The sequence below is a fragment of the Streptomyces sp. LUP47B genome (genome assembly GCF_001746295.1).
Classification (GTDB): domain Bacteria; phylum Actinomycetota; class Actinomycetes; order Streptomycetales; family Streptomycetaceae; genus Streptomyces.
Genome location: NZ_MJAH01000002.1, coordinates 231594 through 248062, shown reverse-complemented (window position 1 = coordinate 248062; position 16469 = coordinate 231594). Strand labels below are relative to the sequence as shown.

Below are 16469 nucleotides of genomic sequence, written 5' to 3'. Positions count from 1 at the left end.
GGTCGTACACCGGATGGGCCGCCCACCGGGTTTCCGACGTGCGCCGGGCCGTCAGTCCGTCGAGTCGAGGTCGGCCTTCCGCCAGCGGGCGCGGAGGCTGAACGCCGCGCTCTTCGGGCGGCGTTCGCGGGTGAACACGCCCTTCTTGTTGCCGTCGACGCGGAAGACACCGGGCGCGGTGGCGAAGTCGGCGAAGTTCCAGACCTGCTCGCCTACGACCGCGTCGACACGGTCGAACACGCGGTGATACACGTCGAGCAGTTCGGTCTGGTACTCCTCGGTCCACGGGCTGGGTACGACGCCGCGCAGTCCGGGGTAGGCGTCCGATCCGTACTCGGTGATGACGATGGGCTTGTCGTTCTCGGCCCACTGCCGCAGTTCCGCCTCCAGCTCCGTCTCGGCCGCCGCCAGGTCGTCGGGGCCGAAGTACCAGCCGTAGTAACGGTTGAGGAGCACGACGTCGAACAGGTCGGTGACCACGCACTCGTCCGGTTTCCCCATGAGCGCGTTGACGTAGGCGACGGGCCGGGAGGGATCCAGCCGACGTGCCTCGGCCGCCAGCGGCGCGAAGTAGTCGCGCGCCTCGGGCTGGATGTTGTCCGGTTCGTTGGCGATGGACCACAGCACGACACTCGGGTGGTTCTTGTCGCGCTCCACGAGTTCCCGCACCGCCTGCAGGTGCGTGCGGAGGGTGTTCTCCCCCACGGTGTCGGGCGAGAACGTGGACACCTTCCGGCCGGAGCCGAAGACACCTCCCGCGATGTTCAGGTTCAGGCCGACGGCCGCCGTCTCGTCGATGACCACCACACCCTGTCGGTCCGCGTAGTCCAGCACCTCCTCGGCGTAGGGGTAGTGCGAGGTGCGGAACGAGTTCGCGCCGGTCCAGTCCAGCAGGGCGAAGTCATGCACCATCAGGGTGTCGTCGTGAGCCCTGCCGCGCACGGCGGCGTCCTCGTGTTTGCCGAAGCCCTTGAAGTAGAAGGGGATTCCGTTGATCAGGAACTCCTTGCCCCGTACCTCCACCGTGCGCACGCCCACGGACTGCCGGTAACTGTCGACGAGGTCGCCGGAGGCGCTCCACACCGTGGCCTCGAGTTCGTACAGGTAGCCGTCTCCGGGCGCCCAGGGGTGCACGTCGGCGATCCTGAGGGTGCCCACCGCTCCGGTGCCGGCCTGGACCTCGGTCCCGGAGGCGTCGCGCAGAGAGACACGTACGACGTGCTCTTCGGCTTGTGCGGTGCTGTCCACGCGGTAGGCGACGAGACCGGTCGTGTCCTTGAGGTCGGTGGTCACGGTGATGTCGGTGATGTGGACGAGGGGCGTGGTGTACAGCCACACGGGCCGGTGCAGTCCCGCGTAGTTGAAGAAGTCGTGGAAGTAGCGCTGCACCCGGCGGCCGTCCTCACGTTCCTCCACTCGGCCGGGCGGTATCGACTCCCAGGTCAGCTCGTTGTTGACGACGACGGTGACCCGGTTCTCGGCACCCGGCCGCAGGTGCGCCGTGACGTCGGCCTCGAAGGGGGTGTAGCCGCCTTCGTGCCGAACGACCTCGACATCGTTGACCCAGGCCGTGGCGCGGTGCGTCGCGGAGTCGAAGCGGAGTACCGTCCGTTGCCCCGCCCACCCGGCGGGAACCCATACCTGCGTCTGGTACCAGACGTCGCCGACGTGGTCACGGACGGTCGTGTCCGGGAAGATGTCGTTGTAGCTGGCCGGCACGGGCATGTCCACGGCGCCCGCGAGCTGCGAGCGCCACCATCCCTCGGCACGGCCGGCTCCCTCCGCGTCCAGGCGGAAGCTCCACAGGCCGCCGAGTGAGCGGCGTTCGCGAGTGGGGCCGTCCTGGGGACGAAGCATGGTTGGTTCTCCTGTTCGTTGTGCGTGTGTCGACTCGGTGGTCGAGAAGGCAGGTCCGCGGCGGTCGGAAGAGGGCTATTTGATGCCGGTGTTGGCGATGCCCTGGATGAAGTGCCGTTGCAGGGCGAGGAAGAGCAGGATGATCGGTGTGACGACCGTGACCGCCCCGGCCAGCAGCAGGCCGTAGTTGGTGCCGTTGGCTCCCGTGGAGAAGAGCGCGAGGGCGACGGGCAGCGTGTAGTGGTCCTCGGTCTGCGCGACGACGAGCGGCCACAGGAAGTTGTTCCACTGCGCGAGGAAGGTGAGGATCGCCAGTGTCGCCAGCGCCGGCCGTGTCAACGGCAGGATCACCCTGAGGAAGATCCGGGCTTCGCCCGCACCGTCGAGACGCGCAGCCTCGACGAGGGCGTCCGGGATGTCCCGGATGAACTGCCGCATGATGAACACGCCGAACGGTGTCACGAGGAAGGGCAGGATGAGCCCGAGGTAGGAGTTGCCCAGGCCCATGTTGCTGACGAGCACGAACAGCGGGACGAAGGTGGTGACACCGGGGATGATCAGCATGGTGAGGACGAGGCCGAAGAGCAGACGCTTCCCCGCGAACTCGATCTTCGCGAAGGCGTATCCGGCCATCGAGCAGAACAGCAGGTTTCCCAGCACACAAGCCACCGCGACGACTGTGCTGTTCAGGAAGTACAGTCCGAAGTTCTGCTTCGACAACAGGTCTTCGAAGTTGGCGAAGGTCGGGGACCGGGGCAGCCAGGAACTCGGATGGGCGACGATCTCACCCGTCGGTTTCACCGAGCCGAGGAACATCCAGGCGAAAGGTGCCAGCGTCGCGAGCAGTCCGAGCACGAGGGCGCCGTAGAGAACGAGACGAGCGGTGGGGACTCGCCGGGACGGGCGCCGGTCACGGACGGCTGGTCCCGTCGTTGTCGTGGTGGCGGTCATGTCAGGCCCTCGCTCGGAAGATGCGGAACTGGAGAAGGCTCAGCAGGGCGATCGCGGTGACCAGCACATAGGACGCGGCCGATGCCAGTCCGTAGTTTCCGAAGCCGAATTGCTGGTAGGCGTAGTAGCTGATCGACGTCGTGCTGTCCAAGGGGCCGCCGCTCGTCATGACGAACGGTTCCTCGAAGAACTGGAGGTAGCTGATGCTGAGCAGGACGGCGACCACCAGCGTGGTGGGCCGCAGCAGCGGCAGGGTCACGCTGCGGAAGGCCCGCCAGCGGGACGCGCCGTCCACGACGGCCGCCTCGTGCAGTTCGGGCGGTATCGACTGCAGCCCCGCCAGGAAGATCACCATGGGGATGCCGAAGTGCCGCCAGACGGCCATCAGTATCAGGGCGGGCATGGACCAGTTCGGGTCGTTCAGCCAGTCCGGCCCGGAGATGCCCACTGCGGACAGCAGCGAGTTGATCATCCCGTCCGGCTTGTAGAGGTACCTCCATACGACCGCCACCGCCACGATGCTCGTCACGACCGGGGCGAAGTAGGCGACCCGGAAGAAGCCCTTCGCACGCTGGATCCCGGAGTTGAGCGCGACGGCGACGGCGAGGGAGAGCACCATCGTCAGGGGGATGCCCACCGCGACGAAGTAGAGCGTGTTCAAGGCGGCGCGGACGAAGGTGGGATCGTCGAAGAGCGCGGTGTAGTTCTCCAGGCCGACGAAGTTGACGCTGAAGGGCGTCCGCACGTCCCTGCTGGTGATGTCGGTGACGCTCATCGACAGTGACGAGAAGACCGGCCAGATGCCGAACGTGCCGAACAGCAGGACGAATGGCGAGCAGAAGGCCCAGGCGACCACGGTGCGCCGCAGGTGTCCGGAACCGCGCCTCGACCGCTGAGCCGGCTGCCTGGTGGAAGACACCTCGCGTGCGGGTTTCAGGGGGGTGGCCGTGGTCATCGGGGCTGCCCCGTTCCGATCGCGGACGCTTTCGCCTGGATCCGTTCCAGGGCCGCCTTCGGTGACGAGACTCCCTTGGCCACCTTCTCGATCTCGGCGTCGAGAACCGCTGCGACCTGCTTCCACGTGGTGACGGTCGGGCCGGGCAGCGCGGTCCGGAGCTGGGACCGGAAGACGGCCAGCGTCGGGTCCGACTTGAGCTTCCCCTCGTTCCAGGCCGCCTGCACGGCGGGAAGGTCTCCGGACTGCTCGTACCAGTCCTGCTGGACGTCGGGCCGGGCGAGCCACCGGATGAACTTCCAGGCACCGTCGCGGTTCTTCGCGTTCTTGAACACCGCCCAGTGCCCTCCCCCGATGAAGCTGGCGTTGGACGCCGACCCCTTCGGGAGCGTGGCGACCCCCACCTTGTCCTTGACGAAGTCCGCTCCGCCCGCCCCCTTCAGCAGTGCCGTTTCCCAGGGGCCCGAGATGAGTGCGGCGGTGGAACCGGCGACGAACTGCGGCTCGATCTCCCCCAGACTCACCGCCCCGTTGCGGGTCGAGGTCTTCGACGTGAAGAACGACTGGTAGTACTCCAGCCCCTTGAGCGCCTCGGGTGTGTCGAAGGTGAACTCGGTGTTGTCCTCGTTCATGAGACGCGCGCCGGCCTCCCACATGAGGGGCAGCACGCCCTGCCAGCTCGCCGCCACGCCGGTGGGCAGAGCCAGGCCCCACTTCGCTCCCTGCTTCTGGAGGGCCTTGAGGAACGGGCCGTACTCCTTCCAGGTCTTCGGCGCGGAGACTCCGGCGGCCTGTGCCAGGTCCTTGCGGTAGAAGAGGACGCGGGTGTCCACGTACCAGGGGACGCCGTACGTGCCCCCGTCGTAGGTGGTGCTCTGAGCGGCGCCTCGGTAGAAGGACGAGGTGTCGACGAGATCGGCCGGCACCTGCTCGAGTCCGCCCGTCGAGGCGAAGTTCGTCAGGTCGGCGGATCCCACGAGCGTGGCGTCCGGCGTGTCCTGGGAGGCGATCGCCGTTTCGACCTTCTTGGCGTAGTCCTGCCACGGGATGGCCGTGACCTTCACCTTCGCGTCCGGATTGGCCTTCCGGAAGCGCGCGGCCAACTCGGGCAGGCGCTCGCCCTCGGTGCCCATGGCCCAAACGTTGATCCCGCCCTTGGCGGGTGAGTCGCTGACGGGAGCGCCCTTGGCGCCCCCGCTGCCCTGTGTCTCGGACCGGCCGCAACCGGCCAGAACCAGTGTGGCGGCCAGACCGCCGATGATCGCTTTCGACAAATGCGAGGTGGACATCCTTGTCCGTCTCCTCTCCACCCGGTGGATGCGTGAGCGGCTCTACCGCACGTCGTGGTGTGGGTCAGCGAGACCGTACAGCGAAAACCGAACAGGTGCCATACTTTCGGCGAGGGTGATGTTGGCGGATTATCGGCCGGACACTCCCCCGCACCGCCCGCTTAGGGTTGGGGGTATGACCGAGAAGACGGCGGCCCGTCCGGCCACTCGCCGAGGCCCGTATGCGAAGAGCGCACAGCGCAGGGCCGAGATCGTCGCCTCGGCGACCGCCGTGTTCGCGGCTCGCGGTTACCGCGGAGGGTCCCTGAGGGAGATCGCCAAGCAGCTCGACCTCAGCCTGACCAGCGTCGTGCACCACTTTCCGAGCAAGAGCGCGCTCCTCGTGGCCGTCCTCGAGAACGCCGATCACGCAAGCATCGACTCCTTCGAGGCGGACAGCCGGGGAAAGGGTGTCGCCTACGCGGTCCTGCGGTACGTCCGCCGCAACCTGGAAAGGCAGGAGATGCTGCGGCTCCTGGCCCTGATGGCCGCGGAGGCCTCGGCTCCCGACCACCCGGCGCACGAGTGGTTCCGTGACAGGTACGAGCGGGTCGTCACCGCTTTCACGACCGCGGTGCGCAGGGACCAGGAGCTGGGTCGTATCTCGAACCGGAGGAATCCCGAGCTGATCGCGGCGGCCCTTGTCGCGATGTGGGACGGCCTCCAACTCCAGTGGCTCATCGACCCGCGGCGTGATCTGCTGGCCGGGATGTCGGCCGGCCTGGAGGATCTGCTGGGCGATCCCGCCGTCGGTGACCAGCGCCCGTAGCAACGCCTCGCGCTCCTCCCGAACAACTGGCCGCGCCGCCCGTCTCGGTGCGTTGTCGAGGTCCTGTTTCGGGCGTCAGGAGCCTCGGGCGAGACTGTGGCGCCGCCGTTCAGCATCGTGGCCGGTCGCGGTGGGACACCGTCCGGCGCGATCTCCCGCTGGGGTTCGAAGAGGCAGCCGAGTCGACTCCCCCCTCGCGCGGTCTTCCCGGTCGCGTTCACGGCCTCCGGGTGGCCCGGTTCGCGGTCCTCGCTCACACCGACCCGCCCACGGCCACGACCTCCGCATGACCCGGATCGCCGTCCCCGCTCACGCCGGCCCGTCCGCGGCCACGGCCTCCGCATAGCGCGGATCGCCGTCCCCGCTCACGCCAATCCGCTCGCCGTCACGACCTTTGGATGGCCCGGTGCGCGATCCCCGCTCACACCGCTCCGCCCGCCGTCACGTCCTCCGCATGGCCCGGCCCGGGGCCCCCGCTCACACCGCTCCGCTCACCGTCACGGCCTCCGGGTCGCCCGGTGCACGAAAGCCGGCGGGAGGTTCGACCACACCGTCCTCGAACGCTCCAACCGGTCGAAACGGCAGGCCAGTTCGGCGGCGAAACGACGGGCGGGCGGGGTCCAGGCCGCGTGCAGGTAGGCGAAGGTGGTGAAACGGCCGCCGGGCGCGAGGACTTCGGTCACGGCGTCCAGGATGTACCCGCGCCGGCTCTGCGGCATGACCGTCCACGGCAGCCCGGAGACCACCGCGTCGACCGGTTCGCCCACCGCGGCGGCGAGCCCGGCGGCCGTGCCCTGGACGACGGTCAGCCGGGGGTCGCGCCGGGTGGCCGACAGGCGGGAGGCGAGCACCGGGTTGAGCTCGACGGCGACGAGTCGTGCGTCGGGTGCCAGCCGGGCGAGGATCGCGTCGGTGAACACCCCGGTCCCCGGGCCCAGTTCGGCAACGACCCGGGCGCTCTCCAGGCCTGTGCCCTCGGTCATCGCGTGCCCCAGCCGTCGTGAACTGGCGGCCACGGCCCCGGTCATGAGGGGCCGCCTGAGGAACTCGGTGGTGATCGACATGCCGCCATGCTGGAAGCGCGCCGCGTAGCCGGACGTCGTATCCCCGGCCGGTGCGGGTACGACCGGGGGAGGACCCCGCGACGCCCGACAGGACGATGTGGGGGAGCCGGGCCCGGCCGTAGCGTGAGGCGGTGCATCGGCTGATGGAGACCCTGCCTCGCTTACGGCGCGGACATCCGTGGTTGACGGACGTCCTGCTGGTCGTGCTGGTGGCCGTGCCCCCGGTGATCCGCCCGCAGCCGGGCTGGCGGCCGGTCTGGGTGCAGTCGGTCGTGTACGCCGCCCTGGTGCTGCCCCTGCTGTGGCGGCGTCGCCGGCCGGTCCTCGTCGCGGCCCTGGTGACGGGCGGGTTCTGGGCGCAGTATCTCTGGCAGGTGTGGGGCCAGGAGCCGGGGCGCGGCGCCGTCGCCCTGGCCGCGGTCCTGGCCACCCTCACGGTGCGCGGTCTGCGCCGCGCCGCCGCGGCGACGGCGCTCTGTGCCGCCGGCTGCGTACTGCTGTGGATTCCGAACTGGCAGCGGGACTACGGGGGTTCGGGCGCCCGCGGTGCCTGGCTCACCCCGCTCGCGGTGGGACTGCTGCTGACCGGGGCGTGGGTGTTCGGCGAGTACGTCCGTGCCCGGCGCGCCTATGTCGCCGAGTTCGAGCGGCGGGCCGCGCTCGCCGAGTCGGAGCGCCTCGCCCTGGCCCGGGTCGCCGTCGCCCAGGAGCGGGCCCGCATCGCCCGCGAGATCCACGACGTCCTCGCGCACAGCGTGAGCGTGATGGTGCTGAACGCCGAGGGCGGCAGGCTGATGCGGCACGCCGACCCCACGGTCGTCGACCGTACTTTCGGTGTCATCAGCGCGACCGGCCGCGACGCCCTGGACGAGCTGCGCCGGCTGCTGGAGGTGCTGCGCACTCCCGAGGCGGACGCCTCATCCGGCGACCCCTGGCGCGGACCCGGCGACGGTGGGGTCGGCGAGTCCCTCTCGGCCGATCTGCGGCGCCTGGTCGGGCGCCTCAACACGAACGGCGCGCGCGCCCGGCTGGACCTTCGCGGAGAGCCGGGCGGCCTTCCGGCGGACCTCACCGTGCAGACGTACCGCATCGTGCAGGAGGCACTCACCAACGTCGTCAAGCACGCGCCGCCGGACGCCACCATCCACGTAGGGGTGGACACCGGTACCAAGGGGCCCGGGCGGCTGGTCCGCGTCCAGGTGCGGAACTCGGCCGGAGCCGAAGCCGCCCCGGAGCACCCCACCGCGCTGCTCTCCTCCGGTCACGGGCTCACCGGCATGCGCGAACGCACCGCCCTGTACGGCGGCAGCGTCGACGCCGGACCCACCCCCGACGGGGGCTACCAGGTCGCCGCCACCCTGCGCCCCACCGAGCCCGAGCCCAGCACGGCGACCCCATGACCGGCCCGACGCCCACCCCGGCTGCCACCCCGACGTCGTCCCGGGTGCTGATCTGCGACGACCAGGAACTGATCCGGATGGGGCTGCGCATGGTCATCGACAGCCAGCCCGACCTCACCGTGGTGGGCGAGGCCGCCGACGGCGACGCGGCGATCGCGGGCGTGGCCGCCCTGGAGCCGGACCTCGTCCTGATGGACGTACGCATGCCCGGCCGGGACGGGCTCGCCGCGACCGAACACCTCTGCGCGCAGCCCGGTGGGCCCCGGATCCTCGTCGTCACCACCTTCGACCTCGACGAGTACGCCTACGCGGCCCTGCGCGCCGGCGCGAACGGCTTCCTCGTCAAGGACGCCCCCGCCGAGGAGATCCTGGTGACCGTGCGGGCGGTACTGCGGGGCGAGGTCATGGTGGCGCCCTCGCTGACCCGGCGTCTCGTCGAACGCTTCGTCCTGAACGCCCCCGCCTCCGCGGCCGCCGAGCGCAGCCGACTGGCCGCGCTCACCGACCGGGAACGGGAAGTCCTCGCCCTGGTCGCCCGGGGACTGGCCAACGGCGAGATCGCCGACCGCCTCTTCGTCGGGGAGACGACCGTCAAGACCCACCTCGGCCGGATCCTGACCAAGCTCGGCCTCCGCGACCGTATCCACGCAGTGATCTTCGCCTACGAGAGCGGGCTGATACGGGCCGGCGGCTGAACAGCGACCGGCACGGCGCCAGGCTGGACGCATCGCCGTGGTTCCACGACTACCTGCGTCGAGCCCCACGGTCCTGCCCTGCGCCGGGGTCCAGCAGCCGCCGGATGCGCTCGTACTCGGCCGCCATCTGCGGTGTGGCAAGGAAGTCGTCGAGATCCGCGGACACCTCGTGGTCGATGTCCTCGATGGAACGGATGGCGAGTTCGTAGAGCTCGCCGCGCCGGTTCTGCTCCAGGTAGCTCTTCCAGTGCGCCAACGCGCTGATGGCGGTGAGGAGTCCGGGGTCCAGATCGTCGTCGACCAGGATGCCGTCGTAGATCGTCGCAAGCCGGTCGTGCAGCTCGGCGGCGCTGATCGTCAGGACGTTCGCGCACGCGGTGGTCAGTGCCGACCGGGCCTCCTCCGTGAGTTCGTCCTCGGCCGCACCGCTCAGCAACTCCGGCCGCACCAGACGGGTGACCGTCTCCTCACCGAAGGCACGAACGCTGCCCTCGGTCGCCCCGACGATCAACCGGAGGACGTCCGCCTCGAGTTCGCTGTAATCCACGATCCGCAGCTTAAGCGGGGTGGGACCGAGATCCTCGCCAACACCCCAGCCGGAAAAGGCCGGTTAGTCTGCCGGGATGGAGATCGTCGAGCGGTCGGCCGCCGTCGGCGTGGGGCAGTGAACGGCTTCGTGGGGCACGTCTGGGTCCTCTCCCTCGTCGCGGCGGTCTGCGCGCTGATCACGGTCCATGTGTTGGCCGTACGCAGGACCGCCGGTTCCTCCCTCACGGGAGCCGTCGTGCTGACGCTGACCGTCGCCGCGATCCCCGCCGTACGCGGTGAACCGCCGCACTACGTAGCGGGGGTCGCGCTGACGGCCGGTGGGGTGGTGGCGGTCGTCTGGGCGACGGGCCGCTCCCGCCGTCACCGGTCGGCCCGCCGGTCGGCGCTGGCGGACTACGAGGCCGGCACGGCGGCGGTCCCGCTGTTCGCGGCGTTGGCGGAACGGGACCGGCTGGCGGCGGAGTTGCACGACGTGGCCGCGCATCGGCTGACCGGGATCGTGGTGGCCGCGGGCGCCGCGCTCAGACTCGCCGACCGGGTACGGACCGGTGACGCGCTGCGTCACGCCGACGAGGCGGGCCGGGAGGCCGTCCGCGAACTGGAACGCCTCACCGAACTGGACGCGACCGCGGCCGGCTTCAGCGAGGTCGACGCGCTGGCCGGCGCGCACGCGGTGGACTACCGGCGCACGGTCGACAAGGCCCCGGCGAGCAGTACCGAAGCGGCGTACCGGGTCGTCCGGGAGGCCTTGACCAACGCGGCCCGGTACGCCGAGGGCGCGACAGTGCGCGTCCGGATCGAGCCGACACACGACCAGGACGGGGCCGTACGGGCCGGTGGCGATCACCTGTTCACCGTCACCGTCACGGACGACGGCGGTACGGTCGTCGAGCCGGGCCTCGGGACCGGGCGCGGTCTCGCGGGGCTGGCGGCCACGGTCACCGCGACGGGCGGGACGTTCCGCGCGGGGCCCGTGAGGCAGGGCCGTCGGGAGGGCTGGCGCGTGAGGGCCTCGCTGCCTGCGGCGACGGCTCTTCCCCTCCGCCGGTGGCCCCGGTGGCGTGGGACGGCCGCGCTCGACTACGCGCTGGTGGCCCTGGCGATCGCGCTGTCGCTCGGGGCGAGCCTGCTGTCGGCCGACGTACCGGCTCCGTTCGGCGGTCTGCTGCCCGCCCTGGTGACCGTCGTGCTGTCGGGCCTGCACGCCGTGCCGCTGGCCTGGCGCTCACGGGCGCCCGGCTGCGCGCTCGCGGCGGTGCTGTCGGCGCTGCTGCTGTGGTGGGCCTGCGACCGGGCGGGCTTGACCCAGCCGCCGGTGAGCGACATCTTCCTGGTGTACGGGTGGGTCGAACTGACGCTCGTCCACAGCGTCGGGGTGCGTCTGCCGTGGCGCCGAGGCCTGGTCGCGCCGCTCGCCGTGGCCGCCGTGGGCGGGCTCGCGCTGGCGAGCGGCAGCGGCATCACCGGCAGCCGTACGGCTGCCTGGGCCGTACTGGCGGGCGGGCTGGCCCTGCCCGCCCTCGCCGTCTGGTCGTGGGGGCGCCGGACCGCCCACCGGCATGAGCGGCTGCGGGCCGCGGACGCACGGCGGCGGTTCCTGCTCGACGGGGACGCCGACGCGGCGGTGTCCGCGCAGCGTCTGCTGTTCGCCACCGGACTGCGGGACACGGCGCTCCGGCACGCGCGGGCGGTCGTCGCCGCGGCGCAGGAGGGGGACCTGCGGGCCGTGCGGGAAGAGGCCCGCGCCGGACTGACCGCTCTGCGGGACCTGCTGTCCGGCCTGCGCGCGGGGGACGACGCCGACGACGCCCCTCCGCCCACCGTCTCCGGGATCACCGCGCAGGCCGCGCGCTACGGCGCCGTCGTCCGGTACGTCGGAGCACGCCGTCCGCTGCCCGCCGCCGTGGAGGTGTTCGCGTACCGGACCGCCTCCGCGCTCCTGGCCGTGGGCGTCACCCTCACCGTGCGCACGCTCCCCGACGGCGTGGAGGTCTCCGGTCCGGCACCCGCAGTTCCCGCGGTGGAGCGGCGGCTGCGCGCCCTCGCGGACGCCGCCGGCGGTACCCTCTCGACGACCGACCGCGGCGCGGTACGCGTGTGGCTCCCGGAGGCCTTCCCATGGCGATCAGAGTGACCGTCGCGGACGATCAGGCCGTCGTACGGGCCGGGATCGCGGCGATCCTCGACGCGGAACCCGACCTGTGCGTCGTCGGGCAGGCGGCGGACGGCGACACGGCGGTCGAACTCGCGCTGTCGGCGCGGCCGGACGTCGCGCTGATGGATGTCCGCATGCCGGGGATCGGCGGGCTCGCGGCGACCGCCGCGATCACCGAACGCAGCCCCGCGACCCGAGTTCTGGTGCTGACCACCTTCGGTCTCGACGAGTACCTGTTCGCCGCGCTGCGCGCCGGGGCCGCCGGTTTCCTGCTCAAGGACACCGAGCCGGAGCGGGTGATCGACGCGGTACGGGTGGTCCACGGGGGCGCCGCGCTGCTCGATCCGGCGGTGACCCGCAGGCTGATCGACCGGTTCGCGGCCGGGCCCGGTCCGCTCGACAGGGCCCGGCTCGACCTGCTCACCCCGCGCGAGACGGACGTGCTGCTGCAGGTCGCGCGGGGGCTGTCCAACGCTGAGATCGCGGCGGTCCTGGGGGTGAGTCCGCCCACCGTGAAGGACCACGTCTCCGTCCTCCTCGGCAAGCTCGGCGTACGCGACCGGGTGCAGGCGACGATCGCCGCGTACGAGACGGGGCTGGTCCGGCCCGGCGGCGGGCCGTGAGGTGAAGCGGCCCCCCGCCGTGAGGTGGGGGTGACACCCCGCCGCAGGGCGGCCCTCGGACGCTGCGGGACCGTCCCTGAGCTGGACGAATCGTCCGCGTCGGCTTCCTAGCCTCGAAGGCATGTCACGCATACTTCTCCACCGTGTCGCCGGCGGTCTCCTGCTGTTCCTGGCGCTCTTGCTGACCCCTGCCGTGGCGGTGGCCGGTTTTCTCGCCGCGGCGTTCGTCACCGCGAGCGTGCCGGTCCTGGTCGTCGTCGGTCTCGTCTGCGGCGCCCTGGTCGGCGGGCTGCCGGGCAGGGCTGCGTTCGCCCTGTTCGGCCTCGACCGCCGCCCGGCCCTGCGGGCCTCCGCGTTCCTCTCGGTCGGCCTGACCGCGGCCGTCGCCGTCCTCGCCGCCGTCACCGTCCTCCGTCCGATGCCCACCACGACGGCCGCCTCCGCCCCGCCCGGCGTGCGGTTCTGGGATCTGCCGACCGGTTCACGCATCGCCTATGTCCACGCCCCCGCCACTGGCAAGGCCCGACCGACTCCGGTGATCTTCCTGCACGGCGGTCCGGGCACCCCCGGCGAGGGCGTCCCCACCGGGGGCCGTGAACTCGCGGCGGACGGCTTCGACGTCTACTCCTACGACCAGCTCGGCGCCGGCCGCTCCACCCGGCTGCGGGACGTCACCGGATACACCGTCGCCCGCCAGGTCGCCGACCTGGAAGCGATCCGGCGCGCTCTCGGCGCCGACCGGATCATTCTGGTCGGCCAGTCCTGGGGCGGATCACTCACCGCGCAGTACCTGGCCGCCCATGGCGAGCACGTCGCCAAAGCGGTCTTCACCTCGCCGGGCGCGCTGTGGGGCCGTCAATACCCCGGCTCCAAGGCCGGAGAACCCTGGAACCGCCTCTCCCCCGCGCAGAAGGCCCGGCTCGACCGGCTGAACAGCGCTCCCCGCATCATCGCGGCGAGCCTGCTCCTCCAGATCAACCCCGGCGCCGCGCACGCGCTGGTGGGCGACCGCGAGGTCGACCACTGGATGCACGAAGTCGCCCTCCAGGGAAAGGACAGCACCTCGTGCGAGGACGCTCCGCCCACCACGGCACACGACAACCCTCAGGGCTTCTACAGCAACCAGATGACGGTCAAGGACTTCGAGCAGCTGCCCGACCCCCGGCCCCGTCTGCGCACCCTGCGCGTCCCCTCCCTGATCATGCGAGGGGAGTGCGACTTCATCAGGCCCGCCGTGACCGCCGAGTACCAACACACCCTCGAAGGCTCCGAGTTGGTGACCGTCAAGGGAGCCGGACACTCCATCTCAGGCGAACAGCCCGGCCGCTACAAGGCACTGCTGCGGGCCTTCCTCCTGGACGAACTGGACGAACCGCTGCCGACGGGCACCGGCTGAGCCCGAAGCGGTCGACCGGTGTTCAGCCGGGGAGGCAGGGAAAGCGGCCGAGAGCGCGGGCAGGGCGGTGAGCGCCTCGGCGCGGGTGAGGGCGCCGAGGAACTGGCACGGGCGTGGAGTTTTCAGCCGTGCCGGGTCCCACGTGCCGGCTGATCTTGTCGGCGCCACCGGGCTGACCAACGCCCTCACCGACGCACTGCGCCTGCTGCGGATCTGGCTCAGCCGCGTGGTCCCGCGCCGTGCAGGAGTGTCTCGATGACGAGTGCGGCCTGTGCGTCCGGGTCCTGCGCGGCTGGATCCTGGTCCGCGCCGGGCCTGTTGAGGGCCTCGCCGAGGAGGGCGTAGTACACCTGCCGCGTCCACTCCAGGTCCGCGTCCGGGGCGAGGAGCCCCTCCTGCTGCGCGCGCTCCAGGAGTTGGACGGTGTGGGCGTCGATCTCCTCCCAGAGTTCGGCCGCGGCGGCGGTGTGGGCCGTGGCGTGGCTGAGGGTGTACCGCCAACTGTTCTTGACCCGCATCACGTTCACGGTCACCCGGTACAGCGCCACGAGCGCGGGAGCGGAGTCGGGCCGGGCTTCCTCGATGGCGTCGATGAGCTGCTGCTTCGCGGAGACGGCGAGCGCCTCCAACAGAGCCTGCCGGTTCGCGAACCGGCGGTGCACCGTGATCCTTGTCAGCCCCGCCGCCTCGGCGATCTGCTCCATGGAAGCGCCGGCGTCCTGGGCGAGGACCCGCTCGGCCGCCTCCAGAATCGCGCGCACACTGCGCTCGGCATCTGCCCGCAGTGCTCGGCCCATGTCTGTCTCCTGTCCGGTCGTTCGCTGTCTGGCCCCATGTAGAGGATACGTGAACGCTACGGGTATCCCATTAATTGATGCTCTCATGTTGCCCCTACGAGAGGAACTGATACATTGGTGAAACTGATACAGGGTCGCCGGAAGCGACCCCTCCACGGCATCGCACACGCGATTCCCTGAGCCAGGAGTACGAAATGGCGACGACAACACGACCGGTGGCCCTTGTGACGGGCGCGTCCTCCGGCATCGGAAAGGCGGCCGCGCTCGCGCTGGTCGCAGCGGGCCACGACGTGGTCGGCACCAGCCGCAACACCGCGCACGTCACCCCCGTGAAGGGCGTGACCTTCCTCGAGCTCGACGTGACCAGCGACGATTCGGTGACCGAGGTGGTCGGAGAGGTGATCGACCGGTTCGGGCGGATCGACGTCCTGGTCAACAACGCGGGTATCGGCTCGGCGGGCGCCGCCGAAGAGAGCTCCGCCGCGCAGGCCCAGGGCCTCTTCGACATCAACGTCTTCGGCGTCATCCGCATGACCAACGCCGTCCTGCCGCACATGCGCGCCCGGCGCAGCGGACGGATCATCAACATCTCGTCCATCGTCGGGTTCATGCCGCAGCCCTACATGGCGGTCTACGCCGCCTCCAAGCACGCCGTCGAGGGCTACTCGGAGTCCGTCGACCACGAGGTACGCGAGTACGGCGTACGGTCACTGCTCGTCGAACCCGCCTGGACGAACACCGCGTTCGACGCGGCCAGCGTGCGGCCGGACCGGCCCCTGGACGTCTACGCCAAGCAGCGGCACGTCTTCGAGGAGTACATGGCCGGTGCGGTCAAGGCCGGCGACGACCCGGCCGTCGTCGCCAAGGAGATCATCGCGGCGGCGACCGACGCCAAGCCCAAGGTGCGCTACACCGCGGGTGCCATGACCGGGCGCGTCCGCACCATGCGCCGCATCGTCCCCACCCGCGTGTTCGACCAGCAGCTGCGCAAGCTCAACCAGCTGCCCGCCTGACCACCCCCGGAAGACGCCCACGAGACACATCGACAGGAAAGCGAAGCCCGCCATGAGCACCTATCTGGCAGACGCGGCCGAGGACCTCACCGTGGAAGGTCCGTCCGCGACGTTCACCTACCGGCGCTTCGGCCCGCGGGGCGGGATCCCGCTGGTCCTGCTGAACCGGGTCCGGGGAACCCTCGACTGGTGGGACCCGGAGCTCCTGGACCACCTCGCCGCCGGACATGACGTGATCGTGTTCGACAACGTCGGGACCGGCTACACCAACGGCACCCCGCGCGACTCGGTCGAGGGGCTGGCCGACGGCACCGTCGAGTTCATCGAGGCCCTCGGCCTGCCGCAGGTGGACCTGCTCGGCTGGACGCTGGGCGGCACCGTCGCCCAGCAAATCACCCACACCCGACCCGACCTGGTGCGCAGGCTGGTCGTGGCGGCCGCCAACCCCGGCGGCACGGTGCCCGGCGCTCCGGCCCCGGACCCGAAGGTGCGGGCCACCATGACCAAGCCCGAGATCACCGGGGACGACCTGGTGTTCCTGTTCTTCCCCGAGACGGACACCGGACGGGCCGCCGGGTACGAGCATCTCGCCAGGGTGGCCACCCGGCTGGCCACCGGGCTCCCCGACGTGTCCGAGGCGGCGGCCATGGGCCAGATCGCCGCGATCGCGAAGGACGCGTCGATCCCCTTCGAGCAGGTGCGAGCGGACCTGGCGAGCATCAAGCAGCCCGTCCTGTACGCGACCGGCATGCGGGACGCGATGATCCCGGCCCTGGCCTCGTACACCGCCGTCCAGCACGTCACCGACGCCACCCTCGTCGCCTACAGCGACGCCGGCCACGCCTTCCTCTTCCAACACGCCAAGGAGTTCGCCGCCCAGGTGACGGCCTTCCTCGCCGACCGAGCAACGCCGTGAA

15 protein-coding genes are annotated in these 16469 nt (G+C 71.0%); 8 read left to right on the top strand and 7 right to left on the bottom strand.

What is annotated here, in order from left to right; all coding sequences use genetic code 11:
• Window positions 1–51 precede the first annotated feature (51 nt).
• From uidA to BFN33_RS07685, 4 genes are all read right to left on the bottom strand, one after another.
• Entirely contained in the window at window positions 52–1857 is a 1806-nt protein-coding gene (gene uidA / locus BFN33_RS07700) for a beta-glucuronidase (RefSeq protein ID WP_069759154.1), read from the bottom strand.
• A gap of 75 nt (window positions 1858–1932) precedes the next feature.
• Complete coding sequence (locus tag BFN33_RS07695; RefSeq protein WP_069759153.1) at window positions 1933–2808, bottom strand: carbohydrate ABC transporter permease; 876 nt, start codon at window positions 2806–2808, stop codon at window positions 1933–1935.
• A 1-nt stretch (window position 2809) separates the two neighbouring features.
• The gene (locus BFN33_RS07690) at window positions 2810–3763 is read right to left on the bottom strand and encodes a carbohydrate ABC transporter permease (protein ID WP_069759152.1); all 954 of its coding nucleotides are present in this window, start codon (window positions 3761–3763) and stop codon (window positions 2810–2812) included.
• Entirely contained in the window at window positions 3760–5052 is a 1293-nt protein-coding gene (locus BFN33_RS07685; RefSeq protein ID WP_069759151.1) for a sugar ABC transporter substrate-binding protein, read from the bottom strand. Before BFN33_RS07685 ends, BFN33_RS07690 begins: the two co-directional genes overlap by 4 nt.
• 175 nt (window positions 5053–5227) lie before the next feature.
• Here BFN33_RS07685 and BFN33_RS07680 point away from each other — a divergent pair, with 175 nt between their 5' ends.
• Window positions 5228–5860 (top strand): TetR/AcrR family transcriptional regulator, encoded by a 633-nt coding sequence (locus BFN33_RS07680; RefSeq protein WP_069759150.1) that lies wholly within the window; start codon window positions 5228–5230, stop codon window positions 5858–5860.
• A 497-nt stretch (window positions 5861–6357) separates the two neighbouring features.
• On the opposite strand, the gene BFN33_RS07675 is transcribed toward BFN33_RS07680, so the two are convergent.
• A complete protein-coding gene (locus BFN33_RS07675; RefSeq protein ID WP_069759149.1) occupies window positions 6358–6924 on the bottom strand; it encodes a class I SAM-dependent methyltransferase in 567 nt (188 codons plus the stop codon).
• A 182-nt stretch (window positions 6925–7106) separates the two neighbouring features.
• Here BFN33_RS07675 and BFN33_RS07670 point away from each other — a divergent pair, with 182 nt between their 5' ends.
• Both BFN33_RS07670 and BFN33_RS07665 read left to right on the top strand, forming a co-directional pair.
• Window positions 7107–8324, top strand: coding sequence for a sensor histidine kinase (locus tag BFN33_RS07670; RefSeq protein WP_218108968.1), 1218 nt, complete (start codon window positions 7107–7109; stop codon window positions 8322–8324).
• On the top strand, window positions 8321–9019 hold the full coding sequence (locus tag BFN33_RS07665) for a response regulator transcription factor (RefSeq protein WP_069759147.1): 699 nt from the start codon (window positions 8321–8323) through the stop codon (window positions 9017–9019). The genes BFN33_RS07670 and BFN33_RS07665 overlap by 4 nt, the downstream gene beginning before the upstream one ends.
• A 49-nt stretch (window positions 9020–9068) precedes the next feature.
• Here BFN33_RS07665 and BFN33_RS51850 read toward each other — a convergent pair whose 3' ends face one another.
• A complete protein-coding gene (locus tag BFN33_RS51850) occupies window positions 9069–9566 on the bottom strand; it encodes a hypothetical protein (RefSeq protein ID WP_069759146.1) in 498 nt (165 codons plus the stop codon).
• Between the two features lie 117 nt (window positions 9567–9683).
• Here BFN33_RS51850 and BFN33_RS07655 point away from each other — a divergent pair, with 117 nt between their 5' ends.
• The 3 genes from BFN33_RS07655 (at window position 9684) to BFN33_RS07645 (ending at window position 13742) form a co-directional block, all read left to right on the top strand.
• Window positions 9684–11702, top strand: a complete 2019-nt coding sequence (locus BFN33_RS07655) for a histidine kinase (RefSeq protein WP_069759145.1) — start codon at window positions 9684–9686, stop codon at window positions 11700–11702.
• Window positions 11687–12346 (top strand): response regulator transcription factor, encoded by a 660-nt coding sequence (locus BFN33_RS07650; RefSeq protein WP_069759144.1) that lies wholly within the window; start codon window positions 11687–11689, stop codon window positions 12344–12346. The genes BFN33_RS07655 and BFN33_RS07650 overlap by 16 nt, the downstream gene beginning before the upstream one ends.
• 121 nt (window positions 12347–12467) lie before the next feature.
• Window positions 12468–13742, top strand: coding sequence for an alpha/beta fold hydrolase (locus BFN33_RS07645; RefSeq protein ID WP_069759143.1), 1275 nt, complete (start codon window positions 12468–12470; stop codon window positions 13740–13742).
• Between the two features lie 218 nt (window positions 13743–13960).
• On the opposite strand, the gene BFN33_RS07640 is transcribed toward BFN33_RS07645, so the two are convergent.
• Window positions 13961–14539 carry a TetR/AcrR family transcriptional regulator gene (locus BFN33_RS07640; protein ID WP_069759142.1) on the bottom strand — a complete coding sequence of 193 codons (579 nt, stop codon included), beginning with the start codon at window positions 14537–14539 and terminating at the stop codon, window positions 13961–13963.
• Between the two features lie 194 nt (window positions 14540–14733).
• Between BFN33_RS07640 and BFN33_RS07635 the strand changes: the two genes are divergently transcribed.
• Window positions 14734–15552, top strand: coding sequence for an oxidoreductase (locus BFN33_RS07635; RefSeq protein ID WP_069759141.1), 819 nt, complete (start codon window positions 14734–14736; stop codon window positions 15550–15552).
• A 52-nt stretch (window positions 15553–15604) separates the two neighbouring features.
• Window positions 15605–16468 (top strand): alpha/beta fold hydrolase, encoded by an 864-nt coding sequence (locus BFN33_RS07630; protein ID WP_069759140.1) that lies wholly within the window; start codon window positions 15605–15607, stop codon window positions 16466–16468.
• Window position 16469 lies beyond the last annotated feature (1 nt).